Genomic DNA, 15,239 nt, shown 5'->3' with positions numbered 1-15,239 from the left:
ATGCGGCCTCAGGTCGAGCGGGCAAGGGCGGAGCAAGGTACAGATGAACAGCTGGACGCCTGCTTGTCGCCCCACCGACAGAGAGTCGCCCGCGGCGCGTTCCGCTCCCCCGCGGGACGCGCCACTTCCCAGCTTAAGTGAGCTTATGAAAGTCGCCCTGCTCGACGACGACCAAAGTCACAACGCGCTCGTGGCTTCGGTTCTGGAGCCCGCCGGATTCGTCTGCACCAGCTTCACGACGCCGTCGCGCTTGCTGGCCGAGCTGCGCAAACAGACCTTCGATCTGATCATCCTCGACTGGAACATGCCCGAGCTGTCCGGCGTCGAGACCTTGAAGCTTCTGCGGGAGGATCCCGCGACGGCCCCGCCCGTACTGCTGCTCACCAGTCGTTCGGTGGAGGCCGATCTCGTCGAGGGCCTGAACGCCGGCGCCGACGACTACATCGTCAAGCCGCTGCAGCCGCAGGTGCTGCTGGCGCGCGTGAACGCCGTTGTCCGGCGTATTCACCGGCCGGCGTCACAGCCGCAGACGGAACAGTACGGGCACTATCGACTGGACCCCGGCGCCCAGACCGCCAGCTGGAACGGCCAGGTCGAAGCCCTGACGCCCAAGGAGTTCCAGTTGGCTTCGCTGCTGTTCAGCAATCTCTCACGGCCCCTGTCGCGGGAGTATCTGTTGCGGCGCATCTGGGGGCAGAGGCCGGACCTGGAGACCCGCACCCTGGACGCCCATGTCTCTCGGCTGCGCTCAAAGCTTCACCTTCGTCCCAGCAACGGTTTCCGGCTGAGCACGGTCTACGGTTTCGGCTATCGTCTTGAGGCGTGCGACCCGGATACGGCGGGCGGGGGAGACTGAGCATGATCAAGGCCGCTGGGGTGAGTTTCGTGGTTCTGGCGCTGGCGGGCGGCGCGAGCGCCTGGGCCCAGACCCCGCCCGCCGAGCCGCCGGTGGCCTATGTGGTCAAGCCCGGCGACACCCTGATCGGTCTTGGTCGCGCCTATCTGAACCGCCCCAGCGACTATCGCCGGGTCCAGAAGGCCAATGGCGTCCAGGAGCCAAGGCGACTGCGTCCGGGCTCGCAGTTGAACATCGACCCCAATCTCTTGAAGTCGACGCCGATCGCCGCGACGCTGTCGGCCTTCACCGGCCCCGTTCAGATCGAGACGAATGGCCAGCGCACGCCCGCCCGCGTCGGCATGCCGCTGTCGGAGGGCCAGTGGATCATCACGGGGCCGGGCGCCTTCGCCACGTTCGAGCTGGAGGACGCCTCGCGCGTCACCCTGCCCTCGAACACGCGGATCCGGATCGCCAAGCTGCGCCAGGTCCTGATCAACAATGCGCCCCAGCGGGTGTTCCAGCTGGAGCAAGGCAAGGGGACGATTTCGGCCACCCCCACGCCGACGCCCGGTGCGCGGTTCGAGGTGCGCACCCCCGTCTCGGTGTCGGCGGTGCGAGGCACCGAGTTCCGCGTCGGGGCCGGGGCCGACAAGGCTCAGACCGAGGTCCTGGTTGGCGCCGTCGGCGTCGACGCCGGCGCGAGCGCCAGCGACAACGCGCCCATCCAGGCCGGCTTCGGCGTCAGCGCCTCGGCCGATGGTGTCGGCGCGCCGGTCGAGTTGCTGCCGGCGCCCAAGCTTGGCGCCGGGGGGCAAACCCAGAGCGACGCCCTGGTCCGCTTCAGCCTGGAGCCTGTGACAGGCGCGGCGTCATACCGCGTTCTGCTGGCTCGCGACGCGGGCTTCATCGATATCTTCGCCGAGGCGACGACCCAGACCACGTCCCAGCAGTATCCGATCGTCGACTTCGGCCAGGTGGCCAACGGGACCTATTTCGTCCGCCTGACCGCGATCGATCCGGGCGGCCTGGAAGGCTTCCCGGCCGATTACAGCTTTGACCGGGACCTCGACACCCTGGACGCCGCGCCGCCCAGCGACGCACGCGACGGCAAGCACCGCAAGTTCCTGTTTCGCTGGAGCTCCGCCGGCGACGGCGTGCGGAACTACCGGTTCCAGATGTTCGCCAATGGCGACACTCAGACCCCGATCGTCGACCAGCCCGGCCTGACCGAGCCCTATCTGACGCTGACCGATCTGGCGCCGGGCGCCTATGCCTGGCGCGTCACCGCGCTGCGCTTCAAGGACGGCGTGATGAGCGAGAAGCAGGGGCCGCTGCAGCAGCTGCAGATCGGGAAGTGAGGGAGACCGGCTCCCGCCCGTCACGCTCAGGCGAACGGCGGCTGTCGTGGCTCTGGCTGGCGATGGCCGCCAGCCTGGTGTTCGCCGTCTTCGCGGTACGGCCGCCCAGTCGGATCGATAATGTCCTCTACGACGTTCTGACGCGCGCCAACGCCCATCCCGCCGATGACTCCATCCTGATCGTCGACATCGACGATCGCAGCCTGGCCCGGATGGGGGCTTGGCCTTGGGGGCGCGACACGCACGCCCGGATGGTCGACCAACTGACCCAGGCGGGGGCCAAGACCATCGTCTACGATGTGCTGTTCAGCCAGCCGTCGCGCGATCCCGCCCAAGACCGTGCGCTGGGCGAAGCGATCGCCCGTTCCGGACGGGTCTACCTCCCGGAGTTCCTGATCGACGGCGGCGAGCAAGCGCCTCCTCGCGTCGTCGGATCGATTTCCGAGATCGCCCGGGGCGCGGCCGGGGTTGGTCTGGCGCACGTGCGCTTCGATGACGACGGCGTGGTGCGCCGCATGGCGCCGTTCGAGGCGAACGGGCCCAGTCTCAAACCCGACCTGATGACCGTCGTCCACCGCGCCACCCGTCCGCCGGGCTCGCCGGATGTGACACGGGGTAATGAGCAGACGCTGCTGATCTCCTTTGCGGGCCCCCCGTCGATCTATCGCCATGCCAGCTTCGCGAGCGTGCTCGACGGGGAAGTGCCCCGTGAGTTGATCGCGGGACGGACCGTCTTCGTCGGCTTGACCGCGCCGGGCCTTGGCCCCGCCTTTCCGACGCCCGTCACCCCGGACGCCGCCAGCATGACCGGCGTTCAGCTGCAGGCCAGCGTGCTCGACGCCTTGCGAAGCGGCCGGATGATCACGCCGGCCGGCCCCTGGAGCCGCGTCGGGTTCAGCCTGACATTGCTCTGGCTACTGATGATCGGGTTCATGGCCCTGCCGCCACGCGCCAATCTGCTGCTGACCATCGGCCTCTGCCTGGTGGGTCTGGCCTATTCGGCGGCGCTGTTCTGGCTTAGCCATATCTGGCTCTCCCCGATCACGACCGTGATCGGCCTGCAACTCGTCGCCCTGATCTGGGGCTGGGGCCGCCTGGGCCAGGTGAACGACCTGATCGGACGCGAGCTGGCGCGCGTCCGGGCCGTTGTTCGCGGGCGAGGCGCGAAACCCGCCGCGTTCTCCGGCGACGTCGTGACGCGCCAGGCTTCCAGCCTCGGTGACGCGATCACACGCATGGACGATCTGCGCCGCTTCTCGGCCGACGCCCTGTTCAGCCTGCCGGACGCCACCTTGGTGGCGAACGAGCAAGGGCGGGTGATCGCCGCGAACGCTGCGGCCCAGGCCCTTTTCAAGCCGCATCAGGCGACCCTGAACGGCGCATCGCTGGCGGACTTGATCAATCTGCTGGACCCCCTGGGGCGACGCTTCGAACTCGACTGGCCGCAGGCCACGGACCGCCACGATCCGATCGACCTGCACCTGCCCGACGGCCGGGCCTTTCAGCTGCAGACCGTCCTTCGTCGAGACGAGCATGGCGGCCCCGCCGGATGGATCGTTCGCCTGGCCGACATCTCGATCCTGACCGCCGCCATGCGCCAGCGGGAGCAGGCGTTGCAGCTGCTGACCCATGACATGCGCTCGCCGCAGACCTCGATCCTGGCCTTGCTGGCCACTACGCCCGACCTGCCCAAGGAGACGGCCGACCGCATCGCCGCCTATGCTCGCCGCACGCTCGCCCTCGCCGACGGCTTCGTGCAGCTGGCTCGCGCCGAGGTCACGCCGGTCTCGCTGGAACCCCTGGATCTGGCCGATGTCGCGGTCGAGGCGATCGATGAAGTCTGGCCCCAGTCCTTGCAGCGCAAGATCCGCATCGAGCAGGTCGGCGGCGAAGCGCCCTTGATGGTGCTGGGGGACCGAAGCGTGCTCGCCCGCACGTTCGTCAACCTGCTGGGCAACGCCCTGAAATACAGCCCCTCTGGATCGACGATCACGGTCAACCTGGCTGAGCAGCCCTCACCCAGCGGACCGGTCGCCTGCATCGCCATCGCCGACCAGGGACCCGGTTTCTCCCGCGAAGAGGCGGCGACCGCCTTTCGGCCCTTCCAAAGGTTCGAACGGCCGGGGCATGAGCTGGCCAGCAACGGCGTCGGTCTTGGACTGGCGTTCGTACAGGCGGCGGTCGCCCGGCACGGGGGCGAGGTTTCCTGCCGCAGCGAGCCCGGCGTGGGCGCTGAATTCACCGTGCGCCTGCCACGACACGGCGTCGTGCAAGGCGGTTAAGGCCGGTCTGCGCCCTTCAGGGCGTCCACCAGAAGCTTGGCGACAGCCTCCGGCGCTTGCTCTCCGACCCGAACCGAAGACCACGCGATGGTCTTCCCGTCCCGCGCGTCGATCACGGCCAGAGTGACAGCACGCGTCGCGCGGCCTTTCGCCCAAGGTCGCCACCAGGGCGCGGTCGCGCTCGGGCTCCGCCAAGCGGTGGGATCCAAGGCGCCCGCAGCGCTGGAGACGCCGACGTCCGCGACCGCCCTTGCAACGCCGACCTGCACGAGAAAGACGGGCTTGTCGGCGCCGCGCGACGCGCCCAGTCGGGTCAGGACGCCGTCTTGGATCGCGCGGACATAAGCCTCATCCGTTCGATCGGTCGGAGCGCCATGGACCGCTGCGGACGCCCCCGCAACCGGGCTCACATCGCCTTGCCCGATGGCGCGGGGCGACGCGCAAGCGCCCAGACAGAGAACGGCCAGCCCTAAGGCGACGATCGATTGACGCATGGTGCCTGGCTCCTACGACCGCTGGGACAATAGCACGATCACCAGATCATCCGAGCGACAGCCTCAGGACGGACCACGCCCAATAGAGCCCGCCCCACAGCACCAGGGCTACGATGATCCCGACCAGCCCCCACAGGCTCCGAGAGCCGCTGCGCGGGACGGTATCAACGGCGGGCTCTGATCGCTGAGCGGGGTCGCGGCGCCTCTCGCCCATGATGGCGAGGCCGGACTCCGGGCTTCCTGGCGACGCGCTCGATCCGAGCGTCCCGGTCGGAAGCCGTCGAAATTCCATCTCCATCCGCGCCGCCGCGCTCCCCGTCCGCCCCTCCGATCACGGTTAGACGACACGGACGCGCGCTCGACCAGAGGTCGCAAGGCCCATTTTACAATGGATTACATTGCCGCCGGCGCGATTGTCCGGCGGCTAGGGCCGGGACGTCGGACTCTGCCAACGCGTCTTTGGCTTGATCCGAGACCTAGGCCGGTTCCGCGCGGTCACGGAGACATTCGCCGATCGCGCGCGCGCAGCCTGGAATGCCCAGGGCGCCGACGAACGACATGGCTACGGCGCAAACCAGCATGATCGGTTGGAAGATGCGCATCGGGTCGGTCTCCACGCGGCGTTCGTCTGGAGGCAGTGTGCCGCAGTTGTAAGACGGAACCTTGACGGTTGTTCCGCGCCCGAACGAAAAAACCTCCGCACAGCACTCAAATCTGGGCTTGGCCCAGCGCGTAGGCCTCTCGCGCGGCGTCTATTCGGGCGAGCTTGGCGTTTAGCGGGCCCCAATCATCGGCGTCGGCGATCGGCGACCAGAGCGCCTCGACCTCGTCGATGATCAGCTCCTCGGGTTCGGGACGAGCGAAGGCCGGATGCGCCAGACGTTCCGGGCGATCGGGCTCGAAATCGGCCAACGCCCGTCGCAGGTCGAGGAACGCCTCTCCCGCATAGAGCCCGGCGCGAGGGCCTCGCAGCGCGCGCTCCTCCGAGGCCGCGCCGCCGAACCAGTCGAAGAAGAACGGCTCCCAGCGCAGCGGTTCACCGCCCTCCGCCAGCGCCCTGAAGGCCGTGTTGACCAGGGCGATATCGGCCTCCGCGCCACGGCTCTTGAGGCCCAGCCGATCCAGCATCGCCCCCCGCAGCGCCGCGCGGTAGAGGTCCGAGAAGCTGTTCAGGGCCGCCAACAGGGCGGCCTGGTCGGTCACGAGGCTCAGACAGCCCGCCAGTTGCTGCAGGTTCCAGAACACCGCCTCGGGCTGCCGCCCGAAGCTGTAGAGACCGGCATGGTCGAAATAGGCGGCGACGAAGTTCGGATCGTTTCGCGGCAGGAAGCGCCATGGGCCGTAGTCGAAGCTTTCGCCCGTGACGACCATATTGTCCGTGTTCAGCACGCCATGCACGAAGCCGGCGGACATCCAGCGGGACAGCAGTCGCGCGCTCGCCGAGACCACCGCGCGCATCAGGACGGCGGGGCGATCGGACTCGTCGGCCAGATCCGGGAAGTAGCTCTCGATCACATGGTCGACCAGTTGGACCATCAGGTCTCTACGATCGAGGTAGGCCAGGCGCTGAAAGGTCCCAAAGCGCATATGGCTGTGCGAGAGCCGGGTCAGGACCGCCGATCGGGTAGGGCTGGGCTCATCCCCCCGGGTCAAGGCCTCGCCCGTCTCGACAAGCGAGAAGGCTCTAGAGGTCGGAACGCCCAGCGCCTCAAGGAAACTCGCGGCGAGAATCTCCCGCACGCCGCCCTTCAAGGTCAGCCGACCATCGCCCGCGCGGGACCATGGGGTCTGCCCCGAACCCTTCGTGGCAAGGTCCAGAAGGCGGCCTGCCCCCGCCTCGCGCAACTGGCCAAACAGGAAACCTCGTCCGTCTCCCAGGTCTGGATTGTAAACGCGGAACTGATGGCCGTGATACCGCATGGCCAGCGGCCGGGTCTGGTTATCCGGCAGCGGTTCGAAGCGCCCGAAGTGGCGCAGCCACGCGCGATCGTCCAACGTCTCCAGCCCCACCGTCGCCGCCGCGCGATCGTTCCGGAACCGCAACACCGTCTCCGGAAAATCCGCGGGCTCCACAGGATCGGCGAACTCTCCGCCCAGGGCCTGGAAACGCGGATCGGGATGGTAGGCGGGGGCAGGGATCATGCACGCCACATGCGGTCACACCCTGCGCGGCGCAAGCCCCTTTCGAATGTCGATGACGGTGATCGAACGCTGTCGCTTCCCAGCAACAGAGCACCTTGGAACCCTTCATTACAAGGGATTTCACTTGCCGACACGGGGGACGGCGCCTAACCCTTAGCTATCCATTCGAACACTCGTTCGGCGGACCAACGAAAAACAAGCCGGAGGCGGGCAAGCGTCTTCGGCCAACGAACCGAGGTAGGAAATGCGCTTTTCCCAGGTGCTTTGCGGCACTGCGTCCGCTGTTGTCCTCGCCGGTCTTGGCGCCACGAGCGCCGCGCAGGCTCAAGAAACCGATATCCCGACCGTCGACAGCATTATCGTCACCGCCCAGAAGCGGGAACAGAACCTGCAGGACGTCCCGGTGGTGGTCACCGCCGTTGGCGCCAAGCTGCTGCAAGACACAGGCGTCCGGGACATCAAGGACCTCACGATCCTGACGCCCGGCCTGACGGTCACGTCCACCTCGTCGGAAGCCTCGACGACCGCCCGCGTCCGCGGCGTCGGCACCGTCGGTGACAACCCCGGCCTGGAAAGCTCGGTCGGCGTCGTGATCGACGGCGTGTACCGCCCCCGCAACGGCGTCGGCTTCGGCGACCTGGGCGAAATGGAGCGCATCGAAGTGCTGAAGGGGCCGCAAGGCACTCTGTTCGGCAAGAACACCTCGGCCGGCGTGATCAACGTCGTCACCAAGGAGCCGGAGTTCGGCTTCGGGGCCAGCGCCGAAGTGACCCTTGGCAACTACGACGCCAAGGGCGTGGCCGCCTCGGTCACCGGTCCGCTGATGGGCGACAAGCTGGCCGGCCGCCTGTACGTCGCGGCCCGCGAGCGTGACGGTTTCAACGACGTGATCGTGGGCGCCGGTCCGTCCGCCCGCAAGCAGGACGCCGACCAGAACTTCTACACGGTGCGCGGGCAGTTGCTGTTCATCCCCGATGACCAAGCGACTTTCCGGTTCATCGCCGACTACAGCCGTCGCGACGAAAACTGCTGCGGCGCGGTGCAGATCCGCACCGGTCCGACGGCCGGAATTCTGGGCGTGGTCTCGGGCGGCACGGCTCTGGCGCCGACCGCCAATCCGTATGACCGGGTCGCCTATTCGAACCGCGGCGCGCCCGCCAAGATCGAGGACAAGGGCGTTTCGCTCCAGGGCGACATCGACCTGCCGATCGGCACGCTGACCAGCATCTCGGCCATTCGCCAATGGCGCACCGACAACGGTCAGGACTCCGACTTCACCACCGCCGACATCACCTACCGTAACAAGGACGGCACGAACTATTCGGAGTTCACGACCTACAGCCAGGAACTGCGCCTGGCCGGCAAGTCGGACAAGTTCGACTGGATGATCGGCGCCTTCCTCGCCGACGAACGACTTGAGAACCGCGCCAACTTCCTGTTCGGCAACCAGTACGAACAGTATCTGGGCCGCCTCCTGTCCCGTTCGGCGGCCAACCCGGCGGGCATCCCCAACTTCATCGCCCTGCTCTTGAACCGTGCGCCGAACACCTCGTTCACGCCGGGCCAAGGCCTCTACGATCGTTATGATCAACGCGCCAAGACGGTGGCTCTGTTCACCAACGAAACCTGGCACGTGACGGACGCGTTCGAGATCACCGCCGGTCTGCGCTACACCGTGGAAAAGAAGGATCTCACGACCTTCCAGACCAACAGCGATGGCGGCGTCGGCTGCGGCACGGCCCTGACCCCGGCCGGTCAAGCTCGGATGGCGGGCATTGTCGGCGCGGCTGCGGTCGGCACTATCGTCGGCAACCTCTGCCTGCCCTGGGCCAACCCGCTGTTCAACGGCCGCGGCACCAGCCAGGAGCGGACGGACAAGGAGTGGAGCGGCACCATCAAGGCGTCCTACCGCTTCTCGCCCGAAGTGTTCACCTACGCCTCGTTCGCTCGCGGCTATAAGGGCGGCGGCTTTAACCTCGACCGCACGCAGTCCTCGAACGGCCTGCCCTCGGGCGGCGCTGGCGTGACGCCGATCTATGACACCTCGTTCCCGGCTGAGTTCGTCGACAGCTACGAGCTGGGCATGAAGAACACCCTGTTCAACCGCTCGGTTCTGTTCAACGTCAGCCTCTTCCAGCAGAAGTTCACCGACTTCCAGCTGAACACCTTCCTGGGCACCTCGTTCGTGGTGCGCTCGATCCCCGAGGTGACGTCGAAGGGTGTCGACGCCGACTTCATGTGGTTCACGCCGGTGCGCGGCCTGGTCATCCAGAGCGGCTTCACCTACGCCGACACCAAGTACGGCAAGCAACCGATCCCGAACGATCCGGGCAACGCCCTGGCCCTTCTGCCCGGCAGCAACCTGTCGCTGGCGCCGAAGTACTCGGGCTCGGCCTCGGTGACCTATGAGGCTTCGGTCGGCGACAACCTGAAGGCTCGCTTCAACATCGGCGCGAAGTACTCCTCGGAGTACAACACCGGCTCCGACCTGTTCCCGCCGAAGCTCCAGAAGGCCTTCACGGTGGTCAACGGCCGCGTCGGCCTGGGCAGCGACGACGAACGCTGGGCTGTCGAACTGTGGGCCCAGAACCTTCTGAACGAGAAGTACATGCAGGTGGCCTTCAACGGCCCGCTGCAAGGCGGCTCGGGTCTCAGCGCCACGCAGAACACCTACAACGCGGCCCTGGACACGATCACCTACAACGCGTTCCTAGGCGCGCCGCGCACCTACGGCGTGACCCTGCGCTCGAAGTTCTAGTTCTGCCGGGAGGGGGACCGGCGGCGCCAGCCGCGCCGCCGACTTTCGGAAGAAGAAAGGGCGATCCGCTTGGCGGGTCGCCCTTTTTCCTTGTCCGGAGGGGTTTCAGATCGGCGCGCATCGCCGCAGCATACCTTTGGGGATTCGCTTTCCGCCCGGAGGCACGCCGATGAAGACCATTCGCTTCCTCGGATTCTGGATCTGTCTCGCCTTGGGGCTGGCGCTGGGCGCGCTGAGCCAACAGCCCCCGCCTCCGGTCGGCGTCACCGCACCCGCCACCGCGTTTTCGGCCGACCGCGCCATGGCTGATGTCGCGGCGATCGCGCAGAAGCCCCATCCCACTGGCTCGGCCGAGATTGCAAGGGTCCGCGATCACCTGCTGTCGCGCATCAACGCGCTGCGCCTCGAGGTCTCGGTCCGCCCGGGCGAAGGCTTCTCCCAGCACGACTCGGACGGCCGGACCTTGAGCGCGGCCGCCGTGCAGAACCTGGTCGGCGTCCTGCCGGGCCGTGACCGCAGCTTGCCGGCCATCCTGGTCATGAGCCACTACGACTCGGTGCACAACTCGCCGGGCGCAGCCGACGACGCCTCGGGAACCGCCGCCGCCCTGGAGATCGCCCGCGCCCTGAAGGCGAGCGGGCCGCATGCCCGGGACGTGATCTTCCTGTTCACCGACGCCGAGGAGGCGGGCCTCTTGGGGGCTGACGCGTTCTTCGCCCGCGATCCCAGCCTCGCACGCGTGGGCTTGGTGGTGAACATGGAGGCCCGGGGCGACGCTGGTCGCGCGGCGATGTTCCAGACCGGCCCCGGCAACGGCGCGCTCATCGGCGTTTTTGGTCGCGAGGCCAAGGGAGCGTCGGGCAACTCGATGGCCTCGACCGTCTACGAGAAGATGCCCAACGACACCGATTTCACCCACGCGGTGAACAAGGGTCTGCCGGGGCTGAACCTGGCCTTCATCGACAACCAGCTAGCCTATCACACGCCGCTGTCGCGCCCCGACCATCTGCAGCGGGGCAGCCTGCAGCATATGGGCGATCAGGTCCTGCCGACCGTGCGGGCTCTCGCGAACGCGTCCGAACTGCCCGCCAGGACCGAGAATGCGATCTATTCCGACGTCCTGGGCCTGTTCATGATCCGCTACCCCCCGGCGGTGGGCTGGGCGCTCTTGGCGCTGGCCGCGGCCCTGGTCGGCTTCTGCGCCTGGCGCGCGCTGGCGGGCCGAGGCGCGAGCGGCTGGGAGATCGCACGCGGCGCGGCCGGACTGCTGCTCACCGCCGCCAGCGCCGGTCTCGTGCTACATCTGCTTGGCCGCCTTCTGATGATCGACGGCGTCCAGCGCTACTACGGCCTGCTGACGCGCTTTGACTTTCTGCTCTGGGGCGCGGGTCTGCTCGCCGCCGCCGCGGGGCTCGGCGTCGCCACCGCCCAGGCGCGTGGCGCTCGGCGGGTCATTCCCTGCGTCGTCGCTCTCGTCCTGGGCGGCGCCTGCAGCCTGGTCGGCGGGTTTGATCCCATCGGTCTTGGGCTTGGGCTGGCGGCCTGCGTTCTGGCCGCCCTGGCGCTGGGCTTCCGGACCGAGGTTCTGGGCGCATGGATCGGCGGCATGATCGTGGTGCTGCTGCTGGCGATCGCCGCCCAGGTCCTGGCGCCCGGCGCGACGGTGATGCTGACCTGGCCGCTGCTGGTCGCCGCCGTCGGCGCGGCGCTGGTGATCGGAATCGGCGGCACGCGGGACAAGCGGGTCGCCCTGGCCCTGACCACCGTCGTCGGTCTTCTGGCCATCCTGTCGACCGCCCAGCTGGCCGCCTGGGGGGCCTGGACCTTCGCGGGCGTCGGCCTGATGGAGCCGGCCGTGCTGGCGGTGTTCGCGATGCTGGCCGCCCCGGCCCTGTCGCCACTCGCGCACGACTTCGCCGCCACGCGCTGGGCCTGGCGCGCCGCCGGGATCATGGCCCTGGTCGGGGTGGCGCTTACGGCCAACGCCGCCCGCCTCGGCGGCGAGCCCTCCCGCCCCGCAATCACCCAGGCTCTGCACGTCGCCGACCTGTCCACCGGCAAGGCCTGGCGCGTCGCCGGCCTGACGAGACTGGACGCCTGGACCCGCGCGGTCCTGCCCGACGACGGCGGGTCTGAGCCCCGGCAGCAGGCCCTGGCGCCGTTCTGGAAAAATCCGGTGTGGATGTCGGAGACCCGGGTCGTGCCCGTGGCCAGCCCACAGCTGACCGTCGACCGCGCCGAGGATCGCCTGCTGATCCGCCTGATCCCCGCGCCCGGCGCTGAGCTGGTCAGCCTACGCCTGCGGCCGAGCACGCCGCTCAGCCAACCGCGCCTGAACGGCCGCCCGATCACCCTGGCGACCCAGGCCGGCGAGTGGTCGAGCCTGACCTATCATGCGCCCGATCCGAACGGGATCACGCTCAGCTTCACGACCGCCGGCCCCGGACAGGTCGAGGTCGCCGCGTTGGAGCATCGCGACGGCTGGCCGACCCTGGCCAAGGCGCCGCCGCCGAAGCCTGCGGACCTGATGGCCTTTGGTATGTCGGACAAGACCGCCGTGCTGGTGCGCGGCGGCCTGTCCTGGTGAGCCGCTAGACTACGAAGACCCCCTCGCCCGGCGTCTTGGCGTAGAGCGCCTCGACGCGATCCGCGCGGCGCTCCAGAGTCGCGCGCTGATTGACGTAGCCTTTGTCGGTGATCTCGCCGGCGTCGATCGACGGCGGCTCGGTCAGGATCGTGAACCGGGCCACGCGCCGCGACGAGCCGCCGGCGCCGGCGTTGAACGCGGCCAGACGGTCCTTGAGGATCGCGACCAGCTTCTCCAGCGGCGTTCCGGGCCCAGGATCGGCCACTAGGGCCGCCAGCCCGGCCGGCGAGGGCCAGAGCATCGCCCCGATGAACGCCTTGTCCTGGCCGGTGATCACCGCGTCGTGGATGTAGGGGCTGCAGGCGGCCACCAGATCGGGGCGCAGCACCCCGACGCTGACCCAGGTGCCGCTGTCGAGCTTGAAGTCCTCGGTCACCCGGCCGTCGAACACGAGCCCCTTGGCCGGGTCCTCTGGATCGACGAACCGCGCCGCGTCGCCCAGCTTATAGAAGCCCTCCTCGTCGAAGGCCGCCGCCGTGCGCTCGGGGTCCTTGTGATAGCCGGCCGCCACGGTCGGGCCCTTCACGCGGACCTCGTACTTCGACCCGCTGGGCGCCAGCTTCAGCTGGATGCCCGGCAGCGGCAGGCCCACCAGCCCGACCCGCTCGGTGATCCAGTGGGTGACGGTGATGCCTTGCGTCTCGGTCGCGCCGTACATCGTGGTCAGCGGGATGCGATGCCCGGTCTCGGCCACGGCCAGGGCCTGGATGCGCTCATAGACGTCATTGCTCAGGGTGGCGCCGCCATAGCCCATGTAGCGCAGGTTCTTAAAGAACGAGCGCCGCAGCACAGGATCGTTCTCCATCGCTTCGGCCAGCATCGAGAACGCGATCGGGGCCGACCCGAACACGATCGGCGAGACCTCGTAGAGGTTCTTGATCGTGGTCTCGAACATGCCCGGCAGCGGCTTGCCCTCGTCGATGTGCAGGGTGCCGCCGCCCCAGATCACGGCGTTGAAGCCGATGTTGCCCGCCGAGATGTGGCTCCAGGGCATCCATTCCAGGCTCTGGGGAACCTCGTCGGTCGGGACATCGGTGCGCAGGCCCTCCTGCCCGGCGATGACGCCCGCCATCATGCCGTGGGTCTGGGGCACGGCCTTGGGCAGGCCCGTCGAGCCGGAGGTGAAGAGATACTTGGCCACCGTCGCGGGACCCACCGCATCCCGCGCGGTCGCCACGGCGGCGGTCGGCGTGGTCGCGGCGACCTCGGCAAAGGTGATCGCCCCCTCGCCCGCCCCATCGGCGGTGATCACCAGGAGGCTCGGGTCCAGGGCCTTCAGGGTAGCCAGGGCCCCGGCGAACATCGCTCCGCTCTGGGCGAAGACGACGCGGGGCGCGACCTTTTCGAAGCAGTGCTTGAGCTTGGCGTGGTCGGTGGAGATCAGGCTATAGGCCGGGCTGATCGGCGCAGCCGGCACGCCGGCCGTATAGGCGCCCAGCGTCATCAGGGCGTGCTCGATCGAATTGCCCGACAGGATCATGACGCTGTCGTGGGGCTGAAGCTTCTGATCGATCAGCCACTGGGCGATGCCCTCGACCGCGCGATGCGCCTCGCCATAGGTGACGCCGCGCCAGGGACCGTGGTTCGGTTCGCGCTGCTTCAGGTAAGGCCGGTCGGGATGTTCGGCGGCCTTGGCGGCGATCAGGTGGGCGATCGAGCGCGGCCCTTCGCCCGGCGCATGGTTGGAGGTGATCACGATCGAGCCGTCCGGTCGGCGGTCGACCGACACTTCGGGGCCTTTCATGGCCAGCGGCTTGAACGGAGCGCTGGAGACGTCGCGCGGAGGCGACGCGCCATCGGGCGGCGTCATGGTCTCACTCCCTAGGTTATCATTGTTCTGTTGGGAGCGACGTTAGCTGAACCCCGCCGCGCGGCAAGGTTGATGTTGCGAAATCGGTCTTCAGGCGCGCGGTCTTCGCCGCGCGGCGCGGGCGGCCGTCTCGGCGGCGGTGACCTGGGCCGCGAAGGCCGCCATGTCGACGCCGAAGCGCTCGCCGCAGCCGCAGTCAATGACCGGCAGCATCCGCACCGCTTCGATCCGGGCCGGGGCCTGTCCGCCGCAGTGCGGACAGGTGAAGTGCAGTTCTACGCCACTAACGTCCAGACCAGCCATGTCGGTCGCTCGCGCTTTAGGTCCCGACTCACAGGGAACCACAAGGACGATGACAGTCGCCACCCTGGCCGCGCCATGCGGCGCTTTGTCCGGGTTGACGTCAGCGCGCCGCCGAAGCCAGGACCGAAACTTCCTGGGTCGTGAGGCGGCGCACGCCGGTGACGTGGCAGCGCTTGGCGGTCGTGGAGATCCGCGCGATCAGCTCGGCGCTGTCGCCAGAGCAGATCAAGTCGCTGCCGTTGGCGCGCACCGTCAGCTTTTCGGCGTTGTTCAGACCGTCGCACGCCCCGGTCAGACGCATCTGGTAGATGCCGCCCTGCTGCGACTGGAGATAGACCGTCTGGGCGCCCGAACGGTTGACGCCCGCGATGCTCTTGCCGTTGAAGCACTGCCTGTGGAGGTTCGGCGGCCTGCCGTCGTCAACAGCCCGGTCGCCGCGGCGCGGCGCCTCGTAGGCGGGGCCGTATTGAACGCCCTGCTGGCCCTGATCGCCCTGGTTCTGATTGTCGGCCACGGCCGGAACCGAGATCAAGGCGACGGCGGCGACAGCGCCGAGTAGCAACACAGCCTTCATGGCCGGACTCCCAGATTTGTTCTCAACCAAGCG

General features: G+C 68.3%; 11 protein-coding genes and 1 pseudogene. 5 read left to right on the top strand and 7 right to left on the bottom strand.

Annotated elements, in window-relative coordinates; genetic code table 11:
- The first annotated feature begins 43 nt into the window (after positions 1 to 43).
- Genes CVUC_RS12760 through CVUC_RS12750 form a run of 3 tightly spaced genes read left to right on the top strand, consistent with a single transcriptional unit; the run spans position 44 to position 4,478 of the window.
- Entirely contained in the window at positions 44 to 856 is an 813-nt protein-coding gene (locus CVUC_RS12760; RefSeq protein ID WP_024265940.1) for a response regulator transcription factor, read from the top strand.
- Positions 823 to 2,196: a FecR family protein gene (locus CVUC_RS12755; protein WP_096034388.1), complete on the top strand. Its 1,374-nt coding sequence runs from the start codon at positions 823 to 825 to the stop codon at positions 2,194 to 2,196. Before CVUC_RS12760 ends, CVUC_RS12755 begins: the two co-directional genes overlap by 34 nt.
- A complete protein-coding gene (locus tag CVUC_RS12750) occupies positions 2,193 to 4,478 on the top strand; it encodes a CHASE2 domain-containing protein (RefSeq protein ID WP_096034389.1) in 2,286 nt (761 codons plus the stop codon). Before CVUC_RS12755 ends, CVUC_RS12750 begins: the two co-directional genes overlap by 4 nt.
- Here the strand turns inward: CVUC_RS12750 and CVUC_RS12745 are convergent.
- From CVUC_RS12745 to CVUC_RS12730, 4 genes and pseudogenes are all read right to left on the bottom strand, one after another.
- Positions 4,475 to 4,972: a hypothetical protein gene (locus CVUC_RS12745; protein WP_010921159.1), complete on the bottom strand. Its 498-nt coding sequence runs from the start codon at positions 4,970 to 4,972 to the stop codon at positions 4,475 to 4,477. The two genes, CVUC_RS12750 and CVUC_RS12745, sit on opposite strands and share 4 nt — an antisense overlap.
- A 46-nt stretch (positions 4,973 to 5,018) precedes the next feature.
- Positions 5,019 to 5,347, bottom strand: a pseudogene (locus CVUC_RS12740) (hypothetical protein).
- A 101-nt stretch (positions 5,348 to 5,448) separates the two neighbouring features.
- Positions 5,449 to 5,574, bottom strand: a complete 126-nt coding sequence (locus CVUC_RS12735; protein ID WP_024265941.1) for a hypothetical protein — start codon at positions 5,572 to 5,574, stop codon at positions 5,449 to 5,451.
- A 106-nt stretch (positions 5,575 to 5,680) separates the two neighbouring features.
- Positions 5,681 to 7,114 (bottom strand): protein adenylyltransferase SelO, encoded by a 1,434-nt coding sequence (locus CVUC_RS12730; protein ID WP_096034827.1) that lies wholly within the window; start codon positions 7,112 to 7,114, stop codon positions 5,681 to 5,683.
- 244 nt (positions 7,115 to 7,358) lie between these two features.
- On the opposite strand from CVUC_RS12730, the gene CVUC_RS12725 reads away from it, so the two are divergent.
- Both CVUC_RS12725 and CVUC_RS12720 read left to right on the top strand, forming a co-directional pair.
- Positions 7,359 to 9,872 carry a TonB-dependent receptor gene (locus tag CVUC_RS12725; protein ID WP_096034390.1) on the top strand — a complete coding sequence of 838 codons (2,514 nt, stop codon included), beginning with the start codon at positions 7,359 to 7,361 and terminating at the stop codon, positions 9,870 to 9,872.
- 169 nt (positions 9,873 to 10,041) lie between these two features.
- Positions 10,042 to 12,459: a M28 family metallopeptidase gene (locus CVUC_RS12720; protein WP_101685830.1), complete on the top strand. Its 2,418-nt coding sequence runs from the start codon at positions 10,042 to 10,044 to the stop codon at positions 12,457 to 12,459.
- 4 nt (positions 12,460 to 12,463) lie between these two features.
- On the opposite strand, the gene CVUC_RS12715 is transcribed toward CVUC_RS12720, so the two are convergent.
- The 3 genes from CVUC_RS12715 to CVUC_RS12705 form a co-directional block, all read right to left on the bottom strand.
- Positions 12,464 to 14,329, bottom strand: coding sequence for an AMP-binding protein (locus tag CVUC_RS12715; RefSeq protein ID WP_096034391.1), 1,866 nt, complete (start codon positions 14,327 to 14,329; stop codon positions 12,464 to 12,466).
- 90 nt (positions 14,330 to 14,419) lie between these two features.
- Positions 14,420 to 14,695, bottom strand: coding sequence for a hypothetical protein (locus tag CVUC_RS12710; RefSeq protein WP_096034392.1), 276 nt, complete (start codon positions 14,693 to 14,695; stop codon positions 14,420 to 14,422).
- Positions 14,696 to 14,732: 37 nt separating this feature from the next.
- A complete protein-coding gene (locus CVUC_RS12705; protein ID WP_096034393.1) occupies positions 14,733 to 15,206 on the bottom strand; it encodes a DUF6491 family protein in 474 nt (157 codons plus the stop codon).
- Positions 15,207 to 15,239 lie beyond the last annotated feature (33 nt).

The sequence above is a fragment of the Caulobacter vibrioides genome (genome assembly GCF_002858865.1).
Taxonomy (GTDB): Bacteria; Pseudomonadota; Alphaproteobacteria; order Caulobacterales; family Caulobacteraceae; genus Caulobacter; species Caulobacter vibrioides.
This window is presented reverse-complemented; position numbering and strand designations above follow the sequence as displayed.